Origin of the sequence: Clostridium beijerinckii (assembly GCF_018223745.1) — a bacterium.
In the GTDB taxonomy this organism is placed as follows: Bacteria; Bacillota; Clostridia; order Clostridiales; family Clostridiaceae; genus Clostridium; species Clostridium beijerinckii.
The window spans coordinates 464,728-484,878 of sequence record NZ_CP073653.1 but is presented as its reverse complement, the minus strand read 5'-3'; the positions used below and the strand labels follow the sequence as shown (position 1 = coordinate 484,878).

Sequence of the window (20,151 nt, the reverse complement as noted above, 5' to 3'; positions counted from 1 at the left end):
AAAGCTTTTTCAATATGTCTTAATATGTTGTAAATATTATTGGCGTACCAATTATTATATGTGAACCAGTATCATAATCAACTAATGCAAAATTAATTTTTTCTCCATCGTTCAAATAACCTGTTCCTGAGTATCCATTACTGATTTTCATAAGTTGTGCCTTCCTTATGTTATATTCACTGACTAATCCATTTGTAAAATAATCACTATCTAATCCTTTTTCTTTACCTTCATAGTAAAGAAAATATTGCATATTTTCTAATTTTGAATTTTCAATATTCTTAAGTATGTTTTTCAAATACTTTGTCCCATATTTAGGATTCTTGTTTGTTAATATAATTTCAACATAACTATATACATCTTCACGCCATATTTTTATATCAATATTAAAATCACTATTAAACGCTTCAAACTCATCATTTCCACCATCTTTATAAGAAAGAGCCATATTTCTAGGTAAATTTTCTTTTATTCTATAAGCTTCATTTGCGATATTATTTTTCGTCCTATACTGAAGTTTTACACCATTTTCTTGAAACTCACTTATATCTTTCACTTTCATTTCTAAAGTATTGAATGAATTTTGAGCGCTGACTATATCGCTGGAAATAGCACCTATATTAAAAAAAGATAATAATATAAAAATTACTATACTCATTTTTATATTCATATTAAGACCCCCTTAATTTATCTTCTTAATTATGGCCATCTCCTTTAACTTTTATTCTCTTTTCTATCCAGCTATATAATATATAATATAAATTTCTTAAAATTTTGTGATAGATTGTCAATATCTAGAATAAAAAATAATAAAAAATAAAGTGTAGCATCTTTATACGGATATTTCCTATATAAAAGATGGTACACTTTAATTTATAGTAACATTATCTATTAGATTTTTTTAGAGCTAATCTTTGCTTTGCCCTAAAGAATGCTGCCTCTGCTCTTCCTCTATTGTAGTTTTCGGAGTTTTTTAATCTATCTTCTGCTCTTCTAAAAGCTCGTTCTGCTCTTTCTTCATCAATATCTTCTTCAAACTCAGCAGCATCACTACTTATAACCATTTCGTTATTATTAATCTGAACAAGTGACTTAGAAATAAATAACTCTTCATCATTTCCCTTAGCATCTTTGAATTTCGCGATGCAAGGTATAGTAGTAGATATTAGACTTTGATGATTTGCAAGTACTTGAAATTCTCCATCTGCACTTTTTAAAGTTACTTTTTCTACTTGATCATTATACACTTCACGACCAGGTGTTATAATTTTTAGTAAAAAGGTATTAGCCATAATTGCTCATCCCCTTTATCCTAATTTTTTTGCTTTTTCTATAACATCATCTATAGTTCCTGCAAATAAGAAAGCTGATTCTGGCAATTCATCGTATTTACCTTCAAGAATTTCTTTAAATCCTCTTACTGTTTCTTTTACTGGAACATACTTACCTTTTAATCCTGTAAATTGTTCACCAACTGTAAATGGTTGAGATAAGAATCTTTGAATTCTTCTTGCTCTAGCCACGACAGCCTTATCTTCATCTCCTAATTCGTCAACACCTAAGATAGCGATAATATCTTGTAATTGCTTATATTTTTCAAGAACGTGTTTAACATCAGCTGCTACTTTATAGTGCTCTTCTCCAACAATTCTTGGATCAAGGATTCTTGAAGTTGATTCTAATGGATCAACAGCTGGATATATACCAAGTTCCGCAATACCTCTAGATAAAACTGTTGTTGCATCTAAATGTGCAAATGTTGTTGCTGGAGCTGGGTCTGTTAAGTCATCGGCTGGAACATATACAGCTTGAACTGACGTAATAGAACCATTAACTGTTGATGTAATTCTTTCCTGAAGTGCACCCATTTCAGTTGCAAGTGTTGGCTGATATCCAACCGCTGAAGGTGTTCTTCCAAGTAATGCTGAAACCTCTGAACCTGCTTGAGTATATCTGAATATGTTATCTATGAATAGTAACACATCTTGACCTTTATCTCTAAAATACTCTGCCATAGTAAGACCTGTTAATGCAACTCTCATTCTGGCACCCGGTGGCTCATTCATTTGTCCAAATACTAATGCCGTCTTATCAATAACTCCTGACTCTCTCATTTCATGATATAAGTCATTACCTTCTCTTGATCTTTCACCAACTCCAGTAAATACTGATAAACCACCATGTTGTTTAGCTATGTTGTTTATTAATTCTTGGATTAAAACTGTTTTACCAACTCCAGCTCCTCCAAATAGACCTATCTTACCACCTCTTTGATATGGTGCAAGTAAGTCTACTACCTTGATTCCTGTTTCAAACATTTCAGGCTCAACTGATTGATCTTTAAAGCTTGGTGCTGGTCTATGAATCGGATATTCTTGTTTTACTTCAATATCCCCGCACTTATCAATAGGCTTTCCTAAAACATTAAATAATCTTCCTAATACTTCTTCTCCTACTGGAACAGAAATAGGTGCTCCTGTGTCAACAGCATCCATTCCCCTCTTTAATCCTTCTGTAGCTGACATAGCTATTGTTCTAACTATATCATCTCCAACGTGTTGTTCAACTTCTGCTACTAATTCATAATCTCCCGCCTTAATAACAATGGCATTATATAAATCTGGGAGAGAATCTGAATCAAACTTTATATCTATTACCGGTCCAATTACTTGAACTACTTTTCCCATCTTTCCAGGCATAAGATACCTCCTTACTAATTTTGAGCTGCTGCTCCTCCAACAATTTCAGATATTTCTTGCGTAATCGCACCTTGCCTAATTCTATTAAATTTAAGCTTTAATTTGTCTAATAGATCATCTGCATTCTTTGTTGCTCCGTCCATAGCTGTCATTCTTGTACTTTGTTCACTACATTTCGAACTTAATAAAATGCTTCTGATTTTTCCTTTTAGATAAATATTAAGAGCATCTTCTAATACTATATCTAAATCCGGCTCAATAAGAAATGATCCTGTTGTGCCTTCAGATTTACTTATAGGCAAAATCTTAACTGACTTTGTTTCTTGTTTAACTGATGATATAAAGTCAGAGTATACAATATTAACCTCTGATACATCACCATTTAAATACATTTCAAGAGCTTTATCAAATATTTCTTTTGCTTCGCTTACTGTTGGCACATCTTCAATACCAACATATTCTCCTACTGGTTCTATCTTAATTCTCTTTAAATAACCAAGACCTTTGCTTCCAACTAAAACAATCTTTGCAGTATCCTTTTTATCTTTAATTTGACTTACTAATTGAGATACTACACTACTGTTAAACCCACCGCACAATCCTGAATCTGATGTTATTACTACATATAGTTTATTTTGACTATCATTCCCTTCAAAATAAACATTGCTTCCTTCTTCACCAGCTGTAGTTGCAAGATTTCTTACGACAGGTTCAGTTATATCAATAAACTTATTGTTTACTGCTAACTCATTTTTAGTTTTTCTTAACTTAGAAGTGGCAACAAGTCCCATTGCATTAGTGATTTTTCTTGTATTTTCAACTGATTTAATTCTCTTTTTAATTTCAAGAAGTCCAGCTGCGCCCATTATCTCCACCTCCTAAGAAGGGCATAGCTTAAGAATTTAAGCTATGCTTCTTGTAAAAATATCTTTTTAAACTCAACTATTGCTTCCTCTAACATAGATTTTATTTCATCAGTTAAAGTTTTTCCTGTAATAATTGATTTTTCAATTTCTCTATGATGAGTATCAACATACTCTAAGAATTCTTTTTCGAATCTCTTTATATCGCTAACTTTAATGTCCGATAAGAAATCATTAACAGCTGCATATAATATTATGATTTGCTTTCCAACTTCAAGTGGACTATATTGATCTTGTTTTAATACTTCAACTAATCTCTTACCTTTTTCAAGTCTTCTACTAGAATCGGCATCTAAGTCAGATCCAAATTGTGAAAAGGCTTCTAGCTCTCTATATTGTGCTAGTTCCAATCTTAAAGTACCACTTACCTGTTTCATAGCTTTAATTTGTGCACTACCACCAACTCTTGATACTGATATACCTGCATTTACTGCTGGTCTTTGTCCTGCATTAAATAAATCAGATTCTAAGAATATTTGACCATCAGTGATTGATATAACATTAGTTGGTATGTACGCAGTAACATCTCCGGCTTGAGTTTCTATAATTGGAAGTGCTGTAATTGATCCACCACCTAATTCTTTAGATAGCTTCGCAGCTCTTTCAAGTAATCTTGAATGTATATAGAAAACATCTCCTGGGTAAGCTTCTCTTCCTGGTGGTCTCTTAAGTAATAATGACATTGCTCTATATGCAGTTGCATGTTTTGAAAGATCATCATATATTATTAATACATCTTTACCTTGATGCATAAAATATTCTCCTATAGTGCATCCAGAATATGGAGCCATATATTGAAGTGGAGCTGATTCTGAAGCTGTAGCACTTACAACTATACTATAATCCATAGCCCCCATTTCAGTTAATGTATTAAATATATGAGCAACTGTAGATTGCTTTTGACCGATAGCAACATATATACATATAACATCTTTACCCTTTTGGTTTAATATTGTATCTATAGCTATAGCTGTTTTACCTGTTTGTCTGTCTCCAATGATAAGTTCTCTTTGTCCTCTACCTATTGGAATCATTGAATCTATAGCTTTAATTCCAGTTTGTAATGGCTCATTAACAGAACTTCTATCAATTATACCTGCTGCTGGAATTTCGATTGCTCTAGTTTGGCTTGTGCTTATAGGTCCCTTACCATCAATTGGTTCTCCTAATGCATTAACAACTCTTCCAATCATTGCTTCGCCTACAGGAACTTCAACAACTCTTCCTGTTCCTTTAACTGTATCGCCTTCTTTTATTCCTTTTTCTTCTCCTAAAAGAACACAACCAACATTATCCTGTTCAAGATTTAAAACCATCCCATATACATTGTTAGGAAATTCTAATAATTCCCCTTGCATACAATTATCTAATCCATAAACTCTTGAAACACCATCTCCAATTTGGATTATAGTACCAGAATCTACTGTTTTGATATCTTTTTCGTATTTCTCTATTTCCTTCTTTATAATAGAAGTTATTTCTTCTGGTTTAATATTCATGGATTCACCTCTATTCTTTCTTAAGCATTAATTCTTTCATTTCTTCTACCTTTGATTTTATAGTTCCATCAATAATATCATTTCCAACTTTAACATAAACTCCGCCTAGGAGACTTTTGTCTATTTTAGTATCAAATAAAATATTTTTTTCGTATTTTTTTTCAAAGATAGCTTTTAATTGTTCTAACTCTTCATCTAAAAGTGGTACAACTGTTTTAACTATACCTCTTATAGTATTTCTTCTTTCCAGATCAATCTTTTCCATTTGATCTAGTATTTCTCTTAACTGAAGAATTCTATCCTTTTCAATCAATATCATCATGAAAGAAAGTAATTCTTCATCAATTTTTCCTTTAAACAAATCAGTAAATAACTGTTTCTTTTTTGCTGTGTTTATTTTAGGATGATTAATTACTTCATAAAACTCTTTATTTTCATCAAATATATCACATATGTCTGTTAAGTCTCGCAAATATTCATCCACTTTATTGTTCTTTTCAGCAATTTCATACAGAGCTAACGCATATCTTTTTTCTAAATACTCCTGCATACTTACATACCTACCTTAGCAATAAAATCGCCAATAAGTTTTCTATGTGTTGCTTCATCTACCTGCTGCTCTAATGCTTTAACTGAAAGCTCTACCGCTAAATCTACTGCTTGTTTTTTAATCTCATATTCTGCTTTTTCTTTTTCTCTTTCAATTTCTAAGTTAGCTCTTTCTTTTATTGAATTTGCTTCAACTTTTGCATTTTGAACAATTTCCTCGTAAAGTTTATCACCTTTTGCTCTTTGAGCTTCAGTGATTTTCTTCCCTTCTTCTTTAGCTGATTGTAAAATTTGTTCATTTTTTACCAAATACATTCTAGCTTTTTCAGCATCTTCATCTGCTTTACTTATCGTTTGATTAACGAGATTTTGTCTTTCTTCAATTATTCCTTTGATTTTATCCCAAAAGAAATGTTTTAAAATCAAGATTATCAGACCAAAATTAATCCAATTGAATATAATTGTTGATACATTTACTTCCATTTTTACTTATATCCTCCCTTCGGAGTCAATGCAATTAACTCATACAAATTTATTATCTGTTCATTAACATAAATGCCATTACTAATCCATATATTGCTGTAGTTTCACAAAGTGCTGCACCTAATATGAAAAATGTCATTACTCTTCCTGATGCTTCTGGTTGTCTTCCTACTGCTTCAACTGCCTTACCAGCTGCAATTCCAATACCTACTCCTGCTCCAATACCAGATAATACAGCTATACCAGCTGCTAGAACTCCTAAACTCATTATGATTCCTCCTAAGATATTAATTAATTTTAATTTTTTAATAATTTTCTAAACTTATTCTTCTGCTATTTGTTTGATATTAATCATAGTTAGCATTGTAAATACTATCATTTGAATTAATCCATCAAATAAATCGAAATATGCGTGTAATATTACAGGTATACCAAACTGTGCAAAAATTGATATTGAACTCAATCCATGATACACCAATTCTAATAATATTACTGCTGCGACCATGTTACCAAAAAGTCTTAGCGCCAAAGACATTGGCAAAATAATTCTTTCTATTATGTTTAATGGCAGCATAGGGATAAATGGATGTAACAATCCCTTTCCAAACCCAAGTATTCCATTCTTTCTAATAGCATTTAAATTCACTACTAAAAATGTGGTTATTGCGAAGGATGCTGTTATGCTCAAATCACTTGTAGGTGGCTTAAATCCTAATAATCCAACTAGATTTAGTATTAGCAAATAGATCATTAATGTTCCTATATAAGGCAGAAATGATTCATATTCTTCACCCATAGTACCAACCATAAAGTCCCTTATTGCTTGATAGACTTTTTCCAAAGCCGCTTGGGTCTTACCAGGTTTTAACTTCAAGTTTTTTGTTAATAGAAAAGCACCTATCCCTAAAATTGCGATAATAATCCATTCAATTATTATCCCTGCAGTAATATCTACTGTAACGCCAAAAATTTCAGGTGAAAATATAGGTATCACGGGCTCCACTCTAAACACTTCCTTTCCTATTTTCTTTAATACGAAAAACTATAAGTAGTACATAATGTGAAACAAAACCTATCATATAATATATTACGTATTCCATGTTTCCCAAAAAAGGAAATATTGTGGCAATTATGAATGCCATCCTAATAAAATACGTAGGAATTATAATCCATGCTCTATTTTTATCCAAAAACTTTCCAACTATATAACCACTTGCTAGAAAATTTATTAACGAAACACACATGCCTATCATATAGATTCCTGCATTTATAAAGGTGGAAATTAAGACTATTATTAAAGATATCAATAATCCGCTCCCCAAATCATATTTTATCGTCTGTAGAAGCAGTTTATTCACTTCTTTATTCATACATAACCCCCTTAACCTCAATATCAGTAATTATATCTTTATATTTATCTTTAATAAAACACTATTTGAAAGTAAAATCAGCTTATTTTTACTTTATAATGAATTTATATTTCATATACTCGTGAATGCTCAGCTAATATTGGTTATTTCTTCATTTTTCTCATTTAATGATTTTTAAAAACTTGCTTTATTCAATTTTCTAAATATTCCGTAACATTTATCTACAAAATATTATTTTTGTTAACATTTTCATTACAAATTTTGTCATCAATTTTCAAAAATTTGGTGAATTTTATACTATTTTTGGGTTTTATAAAGCTATACTTACTATTATACATTTCATATTATTGAATACAGAAATTAATCCTTATTCAATATTTATTTTTTTTCAATCTACAATTACCAAATTTATATGTATTATTTTTTAGCAAATCCTCGCATTAACTATGTTATGAAGTATATAAAACACCTTAATGAAATATATGATTAAAAATTCTTTCATTTTTTCCACTGGTTTATATATAGTAATTATTTTGATAATATTTTTACCCCTTGTATCAGATAATGAATATACATAATAATTTCATTTTCCACTGGCTCTATCTAATTTAATACATGCATTTCTATTTTCTTCTTTTAACTTTATTTTATACTCTTATTTAATAAAAAAAGGTTACCATGAGAATTATCATAGTAACCTTTTTAAATCTTAATTTATATTAAATTCTTTCAACGATAAGAGCTGTTCCCATTCCGCCACCTATACAAAGTGTAGCTAATCCTTTTTTAGCATCTCTCTTTTCCATTTCATGAAGAAGAGTTACTAATATTCTTGCACCTGATGCTCCAACTGGATGACCTAAAGCAATTGCTCCACCATTTACATTAACTTTTGACATATCGAATTTTAAATCTTTAGCAACTGCTAAGCTTTGAGCAGCAAAAGCTTCATTAGCTTCGATTAAATCTAAGTCTTCTACTGTTAAGTTAGCTTTTTCTAAAGCTTTCTTAGTTGCATGGAATGGTCCATATCCCATGATAGCTGGATCTAATCCTTTTGAACCGTAAGAAAGTATTTTAGCCATTGGTTTAAGTCCTAATTCTTCTGCCTTTTCTGCACTCATAACAACAAAAGCTGCTGCTCCATCATTAATACCTGATGCATTACCTGCTGTAACAGTACCATCTTTAATAAATGCTGGCTTTAATTTAGCTAAAGTTTCTGCTGTTGTTCCGAATCTTGGGAATTCATCTGTATCAAATACTTTTGGTTCTCCCTTTCTTTGAGGAATAACAACTGGAACTATTTCATCTTTAAATCTTCCTGACTTGATTGCTGCTTCAGCTTTTTGTTGAGATGAAGCTGAGAAAGCATCTTGCTCTTCTCTAGTTAATCCCCATTGTTTAGCAATATTTTCAGCTGTAACTCCCATATGATAGTTGTTAAAAGCATCCCATAATGCGTCTTTTATCATTGTATCAACTAATTTGCCATCGCCCATTCTTTGTCCCCATCTTGCTTTGTCCAATGCATATGGAGCAGCTGACATATTTTCCATACCTCCAGCAACAACAACATCAGCATCTCCTGCTTTAATCATTTGTGCTGCTAAACTAACTGCTCTAAGACCTGATCCACAAACCTTATTAATAGTCATAGCTGAAACTTCTTGTGGTAATCCAGCTTTTATTGTTGATTGTCTTGCGGTATTTTGACCAAGACCAGCTTGAATTACATTACCCATAATAACTTCTTCAATTAATTCAGGTTTTACTCCAGCTCTATTTACGGCTTCTTTAATTACTAAAGCTCCTAAATCTACTGCTGAGACATCTTTTAATGCTCCACCAAAACTACCTAATGCTGTTCTTACTGCACTTACAATAACTACCTCTCTCATGTTTGACCTCCTAAAATTTTATAGATTATTTTATTAACTTTCGTTAAATTATTAACATAACTAAATTATACCTTTTATTATTTCTTTTATCAAGCATAAATTGTTAAAATTTAAACAAACTTTATCTTTTAAATTCTTCTACTTCTCTTGTTGTCAAACCAAAATATTTTAATATAGCATCTGCTATTCTTCTAGATGCAATTCCATCTCCATAAGGATTTATAGATTTACTCATTTTACAATAAGCATCAGGGTTTCTAAGTAACTCGTTTGCCTCTGATACTATTTGATCTATATTAGTTCCAACCAACTTAACGGTGCCTGCCTCTACAGCTTCTGGTCTTTCAGTAACGTCTCTCAACACAAGTACAGGTTTTGCTAAATGTGGTGCTTCCTCTTGCAATCCCCCTGAATCTGTCATAACCATAAACGATTTATTCATCAAATTATGCGTTTCCTTAGTATCTAATGGTGACAGCAAGTGAATTCTTTCTTTTCCTCCAAGTCTCTCATAAACTACATCTTTAACTACAGGATTCAAATGAACTAAGTACACTAATTCTACGTCTTCATTCTGTTCAACTATTTTGTTTAATGCTATACATATATTTTGGATTCCTTCTCCCCAGTTTTCTCTTCTATGAGCAGTTATCATTATTACTTTCTTACTAAAATCAATATTATTTAACTCTTCGTTTTCAAAGATGTAATCATCTTCAACTGTATGTTTCATAGCATCAATTACAGTATTTCCTGTAACATATATATCACTCGCATTTATTCCTTCCCTTAGTAAGTTCTCCTTCGAACCTTTAGTTGGTGCAAAATGTAGATCAGCTAGACTTCCTGTAAGTTTTCTATTCATTTCCTCTGGAAAAGGAAAATACTTATTAAAAGTCCTTAGACCTGCTTCAACATGCCCAACTTTAATTTGCTGATAGAATGCAGCTAAAGAACCTGCAAATGTAGTTGTAGTATCTCCATGAACTAATATCATATCTGGCTTTTCTTCTTTAAAAACTTCCTCTAACCCTTCTAAAACTCTACTCGTAATTCCTGTTAAAGTCTGTTTTGTCTTCATTATATTTAAATCAAAATCAGGTTTTATATCAAATAATTCCAAAACTTGATCTAACATTTCTCTGTGTTGAGCTGTCACGCAAACTTTCGATTCAATCTCTTCTCTTCTTTCTAATTCCTTTACTAAAGGTGCCATTTTTATAGCCTCAGGTCTAGTTCCAAAAATCGTAATAATTTTCTTTGTACTCAAATTATTTCCTCCTATATTTAAGCAATTATAGATTTTTCTCATTCTATTTCTAAGTACTGTCTTTATGTATATTTAAAATCAAGTTAAACTTAATTCAGGCGTAGTTTAGTCTCCATCTGAATCTTAGTTGAAACTTATCCAGCGCCGTGCAGCCGTTATCTCCTCATTAAAGAAAAAAGCGTATTACGCATACTATCTATCTGGTAAAGTTTATACTTTAAAAATAAATCCAACTCGCAATGCTTGTTGGATTTATTCAAATATGCAAATTCTAAAAAATTAATACCCTGCGTCTTTTACTATTCTTAGAGAGTCATCGTCTTCTATCCATGAATCTACGCTTATTTCTCTATACTCCTGCTTTGAATCCCTTATAATAACATTAGAAATTCCAGCATTAATTATCAATCTCTTACACATGGAGCAAGAGTTTGCATCCCTTACATATTCTCTTGTTTTTGCATCTCGTCCTACCAAATATAATGTAGCTCCAATCATATCTCTTCTAGAAGCGCTTATTATTGCATTAGCTTCACTATGTACACTCCTGCACAACTCATAATGAGTACCTCTTGGAACTTTCAACTTTTCTCTTATGCAACTATTCAAGTCCATGCAATTTTTTCTACCTCTAGGTGCTCCTGTGTATCCAGTAGAAATTATTTCATCATTTTTAACAATTATAGAACCATAGTTTCTCCTCAGACAAGTTCCTCTCTCTAAAACTGTTTCAGCAATATCCAAGTAATAATTTTTCTTATCTCGTCTCTCCATTTTCTATATTCCCCCCAGTAAAATTATCTTGGGTCATTCAGAAACTTATGTATATAGCTTTTAATTCTAATAAATCACTAATTACTTAGTGCCAAATAATCTATCTCCAGCATCACCAAGACCTGGAACAATATATCCATGTTCATTTAATTTTTCATCAATTGATGCTAAGTATATATCAACATCATCATGTGCTTTTTTAATAGCTTCTATACCTTCTGGTGCTCCAACCAAGCACATTAATTTTAAATTTTTTGCACCTCTATTTTTTAACATAGTTAAAGCATCTATTGCAGATCCGCCTGTAGCAAGCATTGGATCAACTACTATAATATCTCTTTCTGCAATATCTTGTGGCATTTTACAAAAATATTCAACTGGTTGAAGTGTTTTCTCATCTCTATATAATCCAATATGTCCAACCTTAGCTGCTGGTATTAAATTAAGTACTCCATCAACCATTCCAAGACCAGCTCTTAAAATAGGAACTACAGCCATTTTCTTTCCTGAAAGCATTTTACATTTAGTAACTGCTACTGGTGTTTTCACTTCTACTTCTTCCGTATTTAAATCTCGTGTGACTTCATACGCCATTAACATTGAGATTTCTTCTACTAATTTTCTAAAATCCTTTGAACCTGTTTTTTCATCTCTTAAGATTGCCAACTTATGTAATATTAGTGGATGATTTATTTCTATAACTTTGCTCATTATTATTCCTCCAAGTTTGCTTTTAGTATTTATAGCCCTTTATATTTATATACCCCATTTAGCTTTCTAATAATATAAATTAATATTGTTGCAGCATAGCTGCTTTTTCTAATCTAAATGATCTTGGTTGCAGCATAGCTGCTTTTTTCTAATCTAAATGATCTTGGTTGCAGCATAGCTGCTTTTTTCTAATCTAAATGATCTTGGTTGCAGCATAGCTGCTTTTTTCTAATCTAAATGATCTTGGTTGCAGCATAGCTGCTTTTTTCTAATCTAAATGATCTTGGTTGCAGCATAGCTGCTTTTTTCTAATCTAAATGATCTTGGTTGCAGCATAGCTGCTTTTTTCTAATCTAAATGATCTTGGTTGCAGCATAGCTGCTTTTTTCTAATGTGTATACTTTTTTTCAATATCTGAAATCTTATCTATTCTTTTTTGGTGCCTATCTCCTTCAAATTTAGCTGATATAAATGTTTTTACTATATCTAAAGCAAGACCTGCTCCAACAACTCTTTGGCCCATAGTTAATATATTAGCATTATTGTGTTCTCTTGTTGCATGGGCACTAAATGTATCTGAACATAGTGCTGCTCTAATTCCTGGTACCTTATTGGCCGCAATACCAATTCCTATTCCTGTACCACATATTAATATACCAAACTCATATTCCTTTGCAGCAACCGCTTCTGCTACTGGTAATGCAATATCCGGATAATCGCAAGAACCTGTTGAATATGTACCAAAATCCTTAATCTCATGCTTTTCACTTTCTAAAAACTTTATGATTTCATTTTTAAGTTCAAATCCACCATGATCGCATCCAATTGCAATTTTCATAATTAAATCATCTCCTAATTTATTTTGTGATTTTTCAACATGCATAATTATTATACATTTATGATATCAAATCCAGCAGCTTTATTTAATCTATTCATAATAGCTACCCCTACACCTTTTTCTTCATATCCTTCTGCAAAAACTAAATCCGCTCCTAGGTCATCACACTTTCTCAATGCTTCAAATAAACTTCTAGCAACTGTTGATAAATCACTTAGACTACCCAATACTATACTAGTTCCTTCTGTATATTCATCAACATTTTCTTCAACAGTGAGGATACATACTTTTTTACCTTTTTCTATATTATAGTGTACCATTTCGCGGATTTTTTCAATAGTTTTTTTTCTTTCCCCAGAAATTATTGTAACTTTAGCATTTGGTGCATAATGCTTATACTTCATTCCAGGAGCCTTTGGCTTTAAGTTTTCGCTTGGTTTTTCCATTATAGCTTTATCTATTTCAATTCTTGGGTCAACTTCTCTAAGCATCTCTAATGTAATACCACCTGGTCGTAAAACTATAGGTGGTACTACTGTGCAATCCACTATAGTAGATTCAACACCTATGTCACTCTGTTCTCCTCCAAGAATATAATCAACCTTCCCATCAAGATCCTCTATGCATCTCTGAAAATCTGTTGGACTCGGTCTCCCACTTATATTAGCAGAAGGTGCTGCTATAGTTGTCTGAGATAATTCAATTAGTTTTCTAGCTACTTCATTATCAGGCATTCTTATTCCGATAGAGTTTAAATTAGCACTTGTTACATTAGGTATTATATCTTTCTTACTCAAAATTATTGTGAGTGGTCCTGGCCAAAATCTATTTATAAGTTCATCAGCTACTTTTGGTATTTCTTTTGCATATAGATCAAGTTTCTTCGACGAAACATGAATTATGAGTGGATTATCTTGCGGTCTTCCTTTGGCCTTAAATATTTTTTCTACCGCTTCTTCATTAAGTGCATCTGCACCCAATCCATAAACTGTCTCCGTAGGAAAAACTACAGTACCGCCATTTTTTATACATTCAGCAGCTTCTCTTATTTTCTCTTCATCCTCACTAACATTTTTGATCATACTAATTTTAGTTTTCAAACATATTACCTTCTTCCCCTAATTCTAAACTTATTGTTTATAAAAAAATTCCTAATTAAACTATAAGCTGGCCTCTTGATATTTTTATATTTTGTATACTTTCATCAGTGTAAATAGCTTTAACGCAATTCCTATATATTGAATCTAATAATAAATACTTCTTTAGTCCACCTCTTTTTATTACTTGAAAATAATACTCTTTCTGAGAATTTAATTGTTTTATAGAATTATAATCTTCAATAATTTGTGGATATCTTCTTAAAAACCCATCATCAACAGGTCTCAATCCCTTATTTTTAAAAACAACATTTGTTATTAAAACTATTTCTAAATCATAGTCAGATTTATTTGTATGTACAAGTACAACTTTATCACATATAATTAAATATTCTTTAATGGAAATACCGACCTTGAAAATCAACCTATTATTTAAGCACCTATATTCAACAATATAGGCATTCATCTTAATTATAATAGCTATAACTATTAAAAATTCTATAAAAATCACATAACTAATATAAAAAATAGTAGTTAATCCGGTTATTATTAGAACTGTTGGAAGAAAAAACGCAATAATAACCATGGTAATTAAGAAAATTTTTAAATGTAATCGCTCTTTTTTTACAGCCTTATATATATCCATAATCAATCTCCAATGTACTTTTAAAGCCCTACATATATAAAATGCAAGGCTTTGCTTTATAGTTATTACATTTGTGTGTTTCCCATTAATTTCATCTTTTCAGCTTGGTCAGCTGTAATAAGTGCATTTATCATTTCATCAATATCTCCACCCAAAAATGTATCTAACTTATATAAAGTTAGTCCTATTCTGTGGTCTGTAATTCTTCCTTGAGGATAATTATATGTTCTAATTCTTTCACTTCTATCCCCAGTTCCAACTTGGCTCTTTCTGTCTTCTGCTATTCCTTGTGCTCTTTCTCTTTCTGCCTGTTCATATAATCTTGATTTTAAAACTTTCATAGCTTTTTCTTTATTTTTTAATTGTGACTTTTCATCTTGACATGAAACTACAAGCCCTGTAGGCAAGTGAGTAATTCTTACAGCCGAGTCTGTAGTATTAACGCACTGTCCTCCATTTCCTGAAGCTCTAAATACGTCTATTCTAACATCTTTATCTGCAACTTCTATTTCAACATCATCAACTTCTGGTAGCACTGCTACTGTAGCTGTTGACGTATGAATCCTTCCACTTGATTCAGTATCTGGTACTCTTTGAACTCTATGAACTCCACTTTCATATTTTAATTTAGAATAAGCTCCATTACCTTTTATCATAAAAACAACTTCTTTAAAACCACCAAGATCTGTTTCATTCAAACTCATGATTTCTACGCCCCATCGTTGAGTTTCAGCATATCTTGTATACATTCTAAATAAATTGTATGCAAATAGTGCAGCTTCTTCGCCACCTGCACCCCCTCTGATTTCAACAAATACGTTCTTATCATCATTAGGATCTTTTGGTAATAATAAAATTTGTATTTCTGTTTCTAGTTGTTCTTCTCTATTTGTGAGATCAGTTATTTCTTCATTTAACATTTCTCTCATCTCTTTATCGCTTTCACCGCTTAACATTTCTTTGTTAGCTTTTAAATCTTCAACTACTTTCTTATATTCCCTATAGCTATTAACTATAACTTCTAAGTCAGCATGTTCCTTACATAGTTTTCTCCATTCATTCTGATTCTGCATAATTGATGGATCACTTATTTTCACTGATAATTCATCATATTTGTTTTCTATAAATTCTAATTTATCTAATAACATTTGATCACTCCGTACTTCTTTTTTCACATTTCTACATTATATCATATTTTAATTACTTAACCAACTAACCTCATTTATAAATTATACATCCTATGACTTCTTAATTCGTTCTTATACCTAAAAGATCTGTTTCAATTAAATTTTAATTCCAACTACCACCCTATCAAGGCTAGCAAAATCTTTAACAATTTTCACATTAGTAAAACCGTTATTTTCCATTAATAGTTTCACCGCTTCTCCTTGATTATATCCTATTTCAAATGCTAATATCCCACTTTCTCTCAATGTATATTGGCTTTGGTCAATTATTTTTCTATAAAAATCTAATCCGTCATTTCCACCATTTAATGCAGTGTGCGGTTCATAATTCTTTACATCCTCCATTAATTTCCCAATTTCACATTCCTCAATATACGGAGGATTTGATACTATAATGTCATATATTTTATTATTTTTTATCGACTCTTCTAGCAAATCACTTTTTATAAAGAAAACTCTATCTTCTAACTTATTTTTCTCTATATTAATTAGTGATACTTTTTCCGGAATAGGATAATAGTCTATTAAATCAACTTTTATATTTTGCCTAAAATGTGCTAATGATATACCAACTGCACCAGATCCAGAACACAAATCGCATATTTGCATTTCTTGATTTTCTTCTATAATTTTAAGAACTTCATCTACAAGTATCTCTGTATCCCCTCTTGGTATTAAAACACCTTCTTCAACATAAAATTCGATACCCATAAATTCACATTTATTTAGAATATATTTTACTGGCATTTTATTTCTACGTTTTTCAATCAAATCAAAATATTTTTCAGCATCTTCCTTACTTACTTCATCTTCTTTATGTGTAATTAAGTAAACCCTATCTTTCTCAATAATATTTCCTAACAATAGCTCTGCATCTAACCTAGCAGTATCTATGCCATTTTCTTTTAATGTAAATGTACCTGTTTTTATCAGCTCTTCAATATTTTTATTTGGATCTTTTATTCCTTCTGCTGCTTTCAACGATGCAATAGCCACTTCAATTTGGGAATCATCTGGTTCTTTAGTTGTTAACAGTTGTAACTTAAGACCAGGATACGCTATTATTTGAGCTAGCATACTGTCATTTTTACCAAGCCATTTTATTATCTCATAACTAATCCCTGTAACTACTGGTATAAGAATAATTCTAAGAGCTAACCTTTCTATGATTCCACCCCACCCAGTAAAAGAAAACACTATAATACTAACAAACATTACCAAAAATAAAAAGTTAGTACCGCATCTTGGATGTAATCTTGATTGTTTTCTAACGTTCTCTACAGTTAATTCTTCCATAGCTTCATAACAGAATATAGTCTTATGTTCAGCTCCGTGGTATTGAAACACTCTATATATATCGTTAAGTTTGCTTATAGAAAACATATAAAGCAAGAGAATCACTATTCTTATAAGAGCTTCGATCAGATTCAGCATTACATTCGAAATACCTACACCTTTGAAAACTGATGCTATGCCTGTTGGCAATGCAACGAAAAGTCCTATAGCGAAAAGAAAAGAAATAAACATAGTTATTGCCATTAATACACTATTAGCCCTTTCTCCCAGTTTGTCATCTAACCATTTTTCAAATTTAGAAGGTTCTTCATTATCTTCTTCCAAAAATGATGCTGAGTAGTTTAATGATTCCATTCCAACCTTCATTGATTCTACTAGTACGAAAAAACCTCTAAGAAAAGGTATATTTAAAATCGGATATTTTTTTGTTACTGGTCTATTATCTTTAAAATCTATTTCTATATTACCTTTGGGAGTTCTAACAGCAGTCGCAAGATTTTTACTTCCTCTCATCATAACACCTTCTATGACAGCTTGCCCTCCAACATCACGTCTTTCCATTTATAAAAATCACTTACTCTCCTAATTAATTTTCTTTGTATTTATAGTAGCACTCTCCACACAATGACTCATATTCAACATTATCTTCATCATCAATTGCGATTTGTTCTCCCTCAAATACAAATTTATTATTTATTTTTCTTCCATTAAATATGGCTTTCCTACCGCATGCACAGATTGTTTTCATTTCTTCAATACTATGAGCCAACAATAACAATCTTGTACTACCTTCAAATCCATTTCTTTTAAAATCAGTTCTTAGACCATAACATATTATAGGTATATTAATCTTTACAGCAATTTCAAACAACTGATCTATTTGTGATTCTCTTAAAAATTGAACTTCGTCTACTAGTATACAGTCTATTTTATTATTTTCTTTTATATAATTACTGATTATTTGAAAGATATCATCCTGATCTGAAACTAATAAATCTACCCGCCTATTTACTCCTAACCTAGATACAAGTGTGTCTCCACCTTTGTTATCAATTCTAGGTTTAATAATTACCACCTTCATACCACGTTCTTCATAATTATAAGCAACTTGCATTAAATGAGTTGATTTTCCAGAATTCATGGCCCCATATCTAAAATATAATTTACTCATCTGTAAAATACTCTCCTTATTTAAGGTATCATAATCGATTATATCATTTAATAGTGATCATAAAAAGACATTTTTATATTATTTACATACACGGATTTATTATTGACGCTAAAATTCTACTATGATATAATATGGTGGTTGTTATTGAATAATTAACATAGTTTATATAATTGAAAGAGGTGAAAAATAATGAGAGAAGGCATACATCCAGAATACCACCACAATACAGTGGTTAAGTGTGCATGTGGAAACACTTTCACTACTGGTTCTGTTAAAGAAGAACTAAAAGTTGAAATATGCTCTAAATGCCACCCATTCTTCACTGGTAAACAAAAAATTGTTGACGTTGGTGGAAGAGTTGATAAATTCAACAAGAGATTCAACCTTGACAACAAGTAATAACTTTATGAGGAAAGACGATGTCTTTCCTTTTTTATTCATATTTCTAATATATTAGAAATATATATTTTACTGCAATTGTTTGCAAACTTATACATACTTAAAATTTAAATAACTAAATTTTAATATATTAGCGTATATAATTTAATATTTAAATTATATACTATACATGGTAAACTATGTAATATAATAATGTTGAAATGAGTGACTTTCATGAAAAAAGTTTTAATCTTAACAACATCTACAGGACAGGGACATAATCAAGCTGCTGCTTCGGTAGAGGAATCATTTAATAATTCTGGTTATGAGATTACAAAGCTTGATTTTTTAGCCAAGAATAGCAAGCTTCTTAACGATATAATTGTAATTGGATATGAGTTTTCGGCATCGAAGTTTCCCAAAACTTATGGTTTCTTTTACAAACTAACTGACACAAATTTAACTAATAAACTATTAAAACTCATCTTCTTTATGGCAAGAAAGAAGGTTTCGAAACTTATAAACAAAATACAACCAGATGTCATCATAGCTACCCATTCAATTAATATTAGCGTAATTTCAGATCTAAAAAAGAATGGATTGGATATACCTTTTATTTTAGTGGTTACAGATTTTAAGGCTCATTATTTATATGTGGATTCTTACGTTGATGCTTATATAACCGGAAGTAACTATACAAAAAAATCTCTAGTAGATAGAGGTATTAATCCTAATAAAATTTATCCAATAGGCATACCTATAAGTAGTAAATTTTATACTGAAGTTACATCAGCAAACGATTTAAAAGATGATGAATATTTTAATTTATTGCTTATGGGAGGAAGTCTTGGGTTAACTACTATTTTTACAGTTCTTAAAGAATTGTTAAAAAATCCACACAAGTTAAGAATCACAGTAGTTTGTGGCAAAAATGATAACTTAAAGAATAGATTAATTAGTTATTGCAATGAAAATAAATTTGAAAACAAAAAGCTTCATATATTAGGCTTCACAAAAGATATCTCTTATTTAATGGATTATTCTGATATCCTAATATCAAAACCTGGTGGATTAACTGTTACAGAATCTATAGTAAAGAACATTCCATTAATAATTCCATTTGCCATACCAGGTCAAGAAAATGAAAATATAGATTTTCTGACTAGCGAAGGTTATTCAATATATGTAAAAGATTTAAGCAAGCTAAATGATAAAATAAATTATTTAATAAATAACCCCAATGAGCTATCCAAAATTAAACTAAAGCTCAAAGAGTTATCATCAACTTATTCTTTAACTAAAATAGTCGATATAGCAGATGATTTAATTTCAAAAAAATAAAAGATGGCCACTAGAATA

22 protein-coding genes are annotated in these 20,151 nt (G+C 30.9%); 2 read left to right on the top strand and 20 right to left on the bottom strand.

Features of this window, described 5'->3' with window-relative positions; all coding sequences use genetic code 11:
* Window positions 1-19: 19 nt before the first annotated feature.
* From KEC93_RS02375 to KEC93_RS02280, 20 genes are all read right to left on the bottom strand, one after another.
* Window positions 20-670: a hypothetical protein gene (locus KEC93_RS02375; RefSeq protein WP_011967769.1), complete on the bottom strand. Its 651-nt coding sequence runs from the start codon at window positions 668-670 to the stop codon at window positions 20-22.
* Window positions 671-884: 214 nt separating this feature from the next.
* Complete coding sequence (atpC, locus tag KEC93_RS02370; RefSeq protein WP_011967768.1) at window positions 885-1,292, bottom strand: ATP synthase F1 subunit epsilon; 408 nt, start codon at window positions 1,290-1,292, stop codon at window positions 885-887.
* Window positions 1,293-1,307: 15 nt separating this feature from the next.
* On the bottom strand, window positions 1,308-2,699 hold the full coding sequence (gene atpD, locus KEC93_RS02365; protein WP_011967767.1) for a F0F1 ATP synthase subunit beta: 1,392 nt from the start codon (window positions 2,697-2,699) through the stop codon (window positions 1,308-1,310).
* A gap of 14 nt (window positions 2,700-2,713) precedes the next feature.
* Window positions 2,714-3,565, bottom strand: a complete 852-nt coding sequence (atpG, locus tag KEC93_RS02360; RefSeq protein WP_011967766.1) for an ATP synthase F1 subunit gamma — start codon at window positions 3,563-3,565, stop codon at window positions 2,714-2,716.
* A 41-nt stretch (window positions 3,566-3,606) separates the two neighbouring features.
* Entirely contained in the window at window positions 3,607-5,121 is a 1,515-nt protein-coding gene (gene atpA / locus KEC93_RS02355; RefSeq protein ID WP_011967765.1) for a F0F1 ATP synthase subunit alpha, read from the bottom strand.
* Window positions 5,122-5,131: 10 nt separating this feature from the next.
* Window positions 5,132-5,671: a F0F1 ATP synthase subunit delta gene (locus KEC93_RS02350; protein ID WP_011967764.1), complete on the bottom strand. Its 540-nt coding sequence runs from the start codon at window positions 5,669-5,671 to the stop codon at window positions 5,132-5,134.
* Between the two features lie 2 nt (window positions 5,672-5,673).
* Entirely contained in the window at window positions 5,674-6,153 is a 480-nt protein-coding gene (locus tag KEC93_RS02345) for a F0F1 ATP synthase subunit B (RefSeq protein WP_023974852.1), read from the bottom strand.
* A gap of 52 nt (window positions 6,154-6,205) precedes the next feature.
* On the bottom strand, window positions 6,206-6,421 hold the full coding sequence (gene atpE, locus KEC93_RS02340; protein ID WP_017209887.1) for an ATP synthase F0 subunit C: 216 nt from the start codon (window positions 6,419-6,421) through the stop codon (window positions 6,206-6,208).
* A gap of 54 nt (window positions 6,422-6,475) precedes the next feature.
* Window positions 6,476-7,156, bottom strand: a complete 681-nt coding sequence (locus tag KEC93_RS02335) for a F0F1 ATP synthase subunit A (protein ID WP_023974851.1) — start codon at window positions 7,154-7,156, stop codon at window positions 6,476-6,478.
* Between the two features lies 1 nt (window position 7,157).
* Window positions 7,158-7,523 (bottom strand): hypothetical protein, encoded by a 366-nt coding sequence (locus KEC93_RS02330; RefSeq protein ID WP_023974850.1) that lies wholly within the window; start codon window positions 7,521-7,523, stop codon window positions 7,158-7,160.
* Window positions 7,524-8,242: 719 nt separating this feature from the next.
* The gene (locus tag KEC93_RS02325; RefSeq protein WP_023974849.1) at window positions 8,243-9,424 is read right to left on the bottom strand and encodes an acetyl-CoA C-acetyltransferase; all 1,182 of its coding nucleotides are present in this window, start codon (window positions 9,422-9,424) and stop codon (window positions 8,243-8,245) included.
* A gap of 121 nt (window positions 9,425-9,545) precedes the next feature.
* Window positions 9,546-10,736 (bottom strand): non-hydrolyzing UDP-N-acetylglucosamine 2-epimerase, encoded by a 1,191-nt coding sequence (wecB, locus tag KEC93_RS02320; RefSeq protein ID WP_011967759.1) that lies wholly within the window; start codon window positions 10,734-10,736, stop codon window positions 9,546-9,548.
* A 237-nt stretch (window positions 10,737-10,973) separates the two neighbouring features.
* Complete coding sequence (locus KEC93_RS02315; protein WP_011967758.1) at window positions 10,974-11,468, bottom strand: deaminase; 495 nt, start codon at window positions 11,466-11,468, stop codon at window positions 10,974-10,976.
* Window positions 11,469-11,549: 81 nt separating this feature from the next.
* Window positions 11,550-12,179, bottom strand: a complete 630-nt coding sequence (gene upp / locus KEC93_RS02310; protein WP_011967757.1) for a uracil phosphoribosyltransferase — start codon at window positions 12,177-12,179, stop codon at window positions 11,550-11,552.
* A gap of 388 nt (window positions 12,180-12,567) precedes the next feature.
* Entirely contained in the window at window positions 12,568-13,017 is a 450-nt protein-coding gene (rpiB, locus tag KEC93_RS02305; RefSeq protein WP_023974847.1) for a ribose 5-phosphate isomerase B, read from the bottom strand.
* A gap of 50 nt (window positions 13,018-13,067) precedes the next feature.
* The gene (locus KEC93_RS02300) at window positions 13,068-14,117 is read right to left on the bottom strand and encodes an L-threonylcarbamoyladenylate synthase (RefSeq protein WP_017209891.1); all 1,050 of its coding nucleotides are present in this window, start codon (window positions 14,115-14,117) and stop codon (window positions 13,068-13,070) included.
* A 55-nt stretch (window positions 14,118-14,172) separates the two neighbouring features.
* Complete coding sequence (locus tag KEC93_RS02295) at window positions 14,173-14,760, bottom strand: hypothetical protein (RefSeq protein ID WP_011967754.1); 588 nt, start codon at window positions 14,758-14,760, stop codon at window positions 14,173-14,175.
* A 65-nt stretch (window positions 14,761-14,825) separates the two neighbouring features.
* The gene (prfA, locus tag KEC93_RS02290; protein WP_011967753.1) at window positions 14,826-15,908 is read right to left on the bottom strand and encodes a peptide chain release factor 1; all 1,083 of its coding nucleotides are present in this window, start codon (window positions 15,906-15,908) and stop codon (window positions 14,826-14,828) included.
* A gap of 135 nt (window positions 15,909-16,043) precedes the next feature.
* Entirely contained in the window at window positions 16,044-17,804 is a 1,761-nt protein-coding gene (gene prmC / locus KEC93_RS02285) for a peptide chain release factor N(5)-glutamine methyltransferase (protein ID WP_077868714.1), read from the bottom strand.
* A 25-nt stretch (window positions 17,805-17,829) separates the two neighbouring features.
* Entirely contained in the window at window positions 17,830-18,414 is a 585-nt protein-coding gene (locus tag KEC93_RS02280) for a thymidine kinase (RefSeq protein ID WP_017209894.1), read from the bottom strand.
* Window positions 18,415-18,603: 189 nt separating this feature from the next.
* Here KEC93_RS02280 and rpmE point away from each other — a divergent pair, with 189 nt between their 5' ends.
* A complete protein-coding gene (gene rpmE / locus KEC93_RS02275; RefSeq protein WP_023974844.1) occupies window positions 18,604-18,813 on the top strand; it encodes a 50S ribosomal protein L31 in 210 nt (69 codons plus the stop codon).
* Between the two features lie 213 nt (window positions 18,814-19,026).
* Complete coding sequence (locus tag KEC93_RS02270) at window positions 19,027-20,133, top strand: MGDG synthase family glycosyltransferase (protein WP_039772942.1); 1,107 nt, start codon at window positions 19,027-19,029, stop codon at window positions 20,131-20,133.
* Window positions 20,134-20,151: the final 18 nt, after the last annotated feature.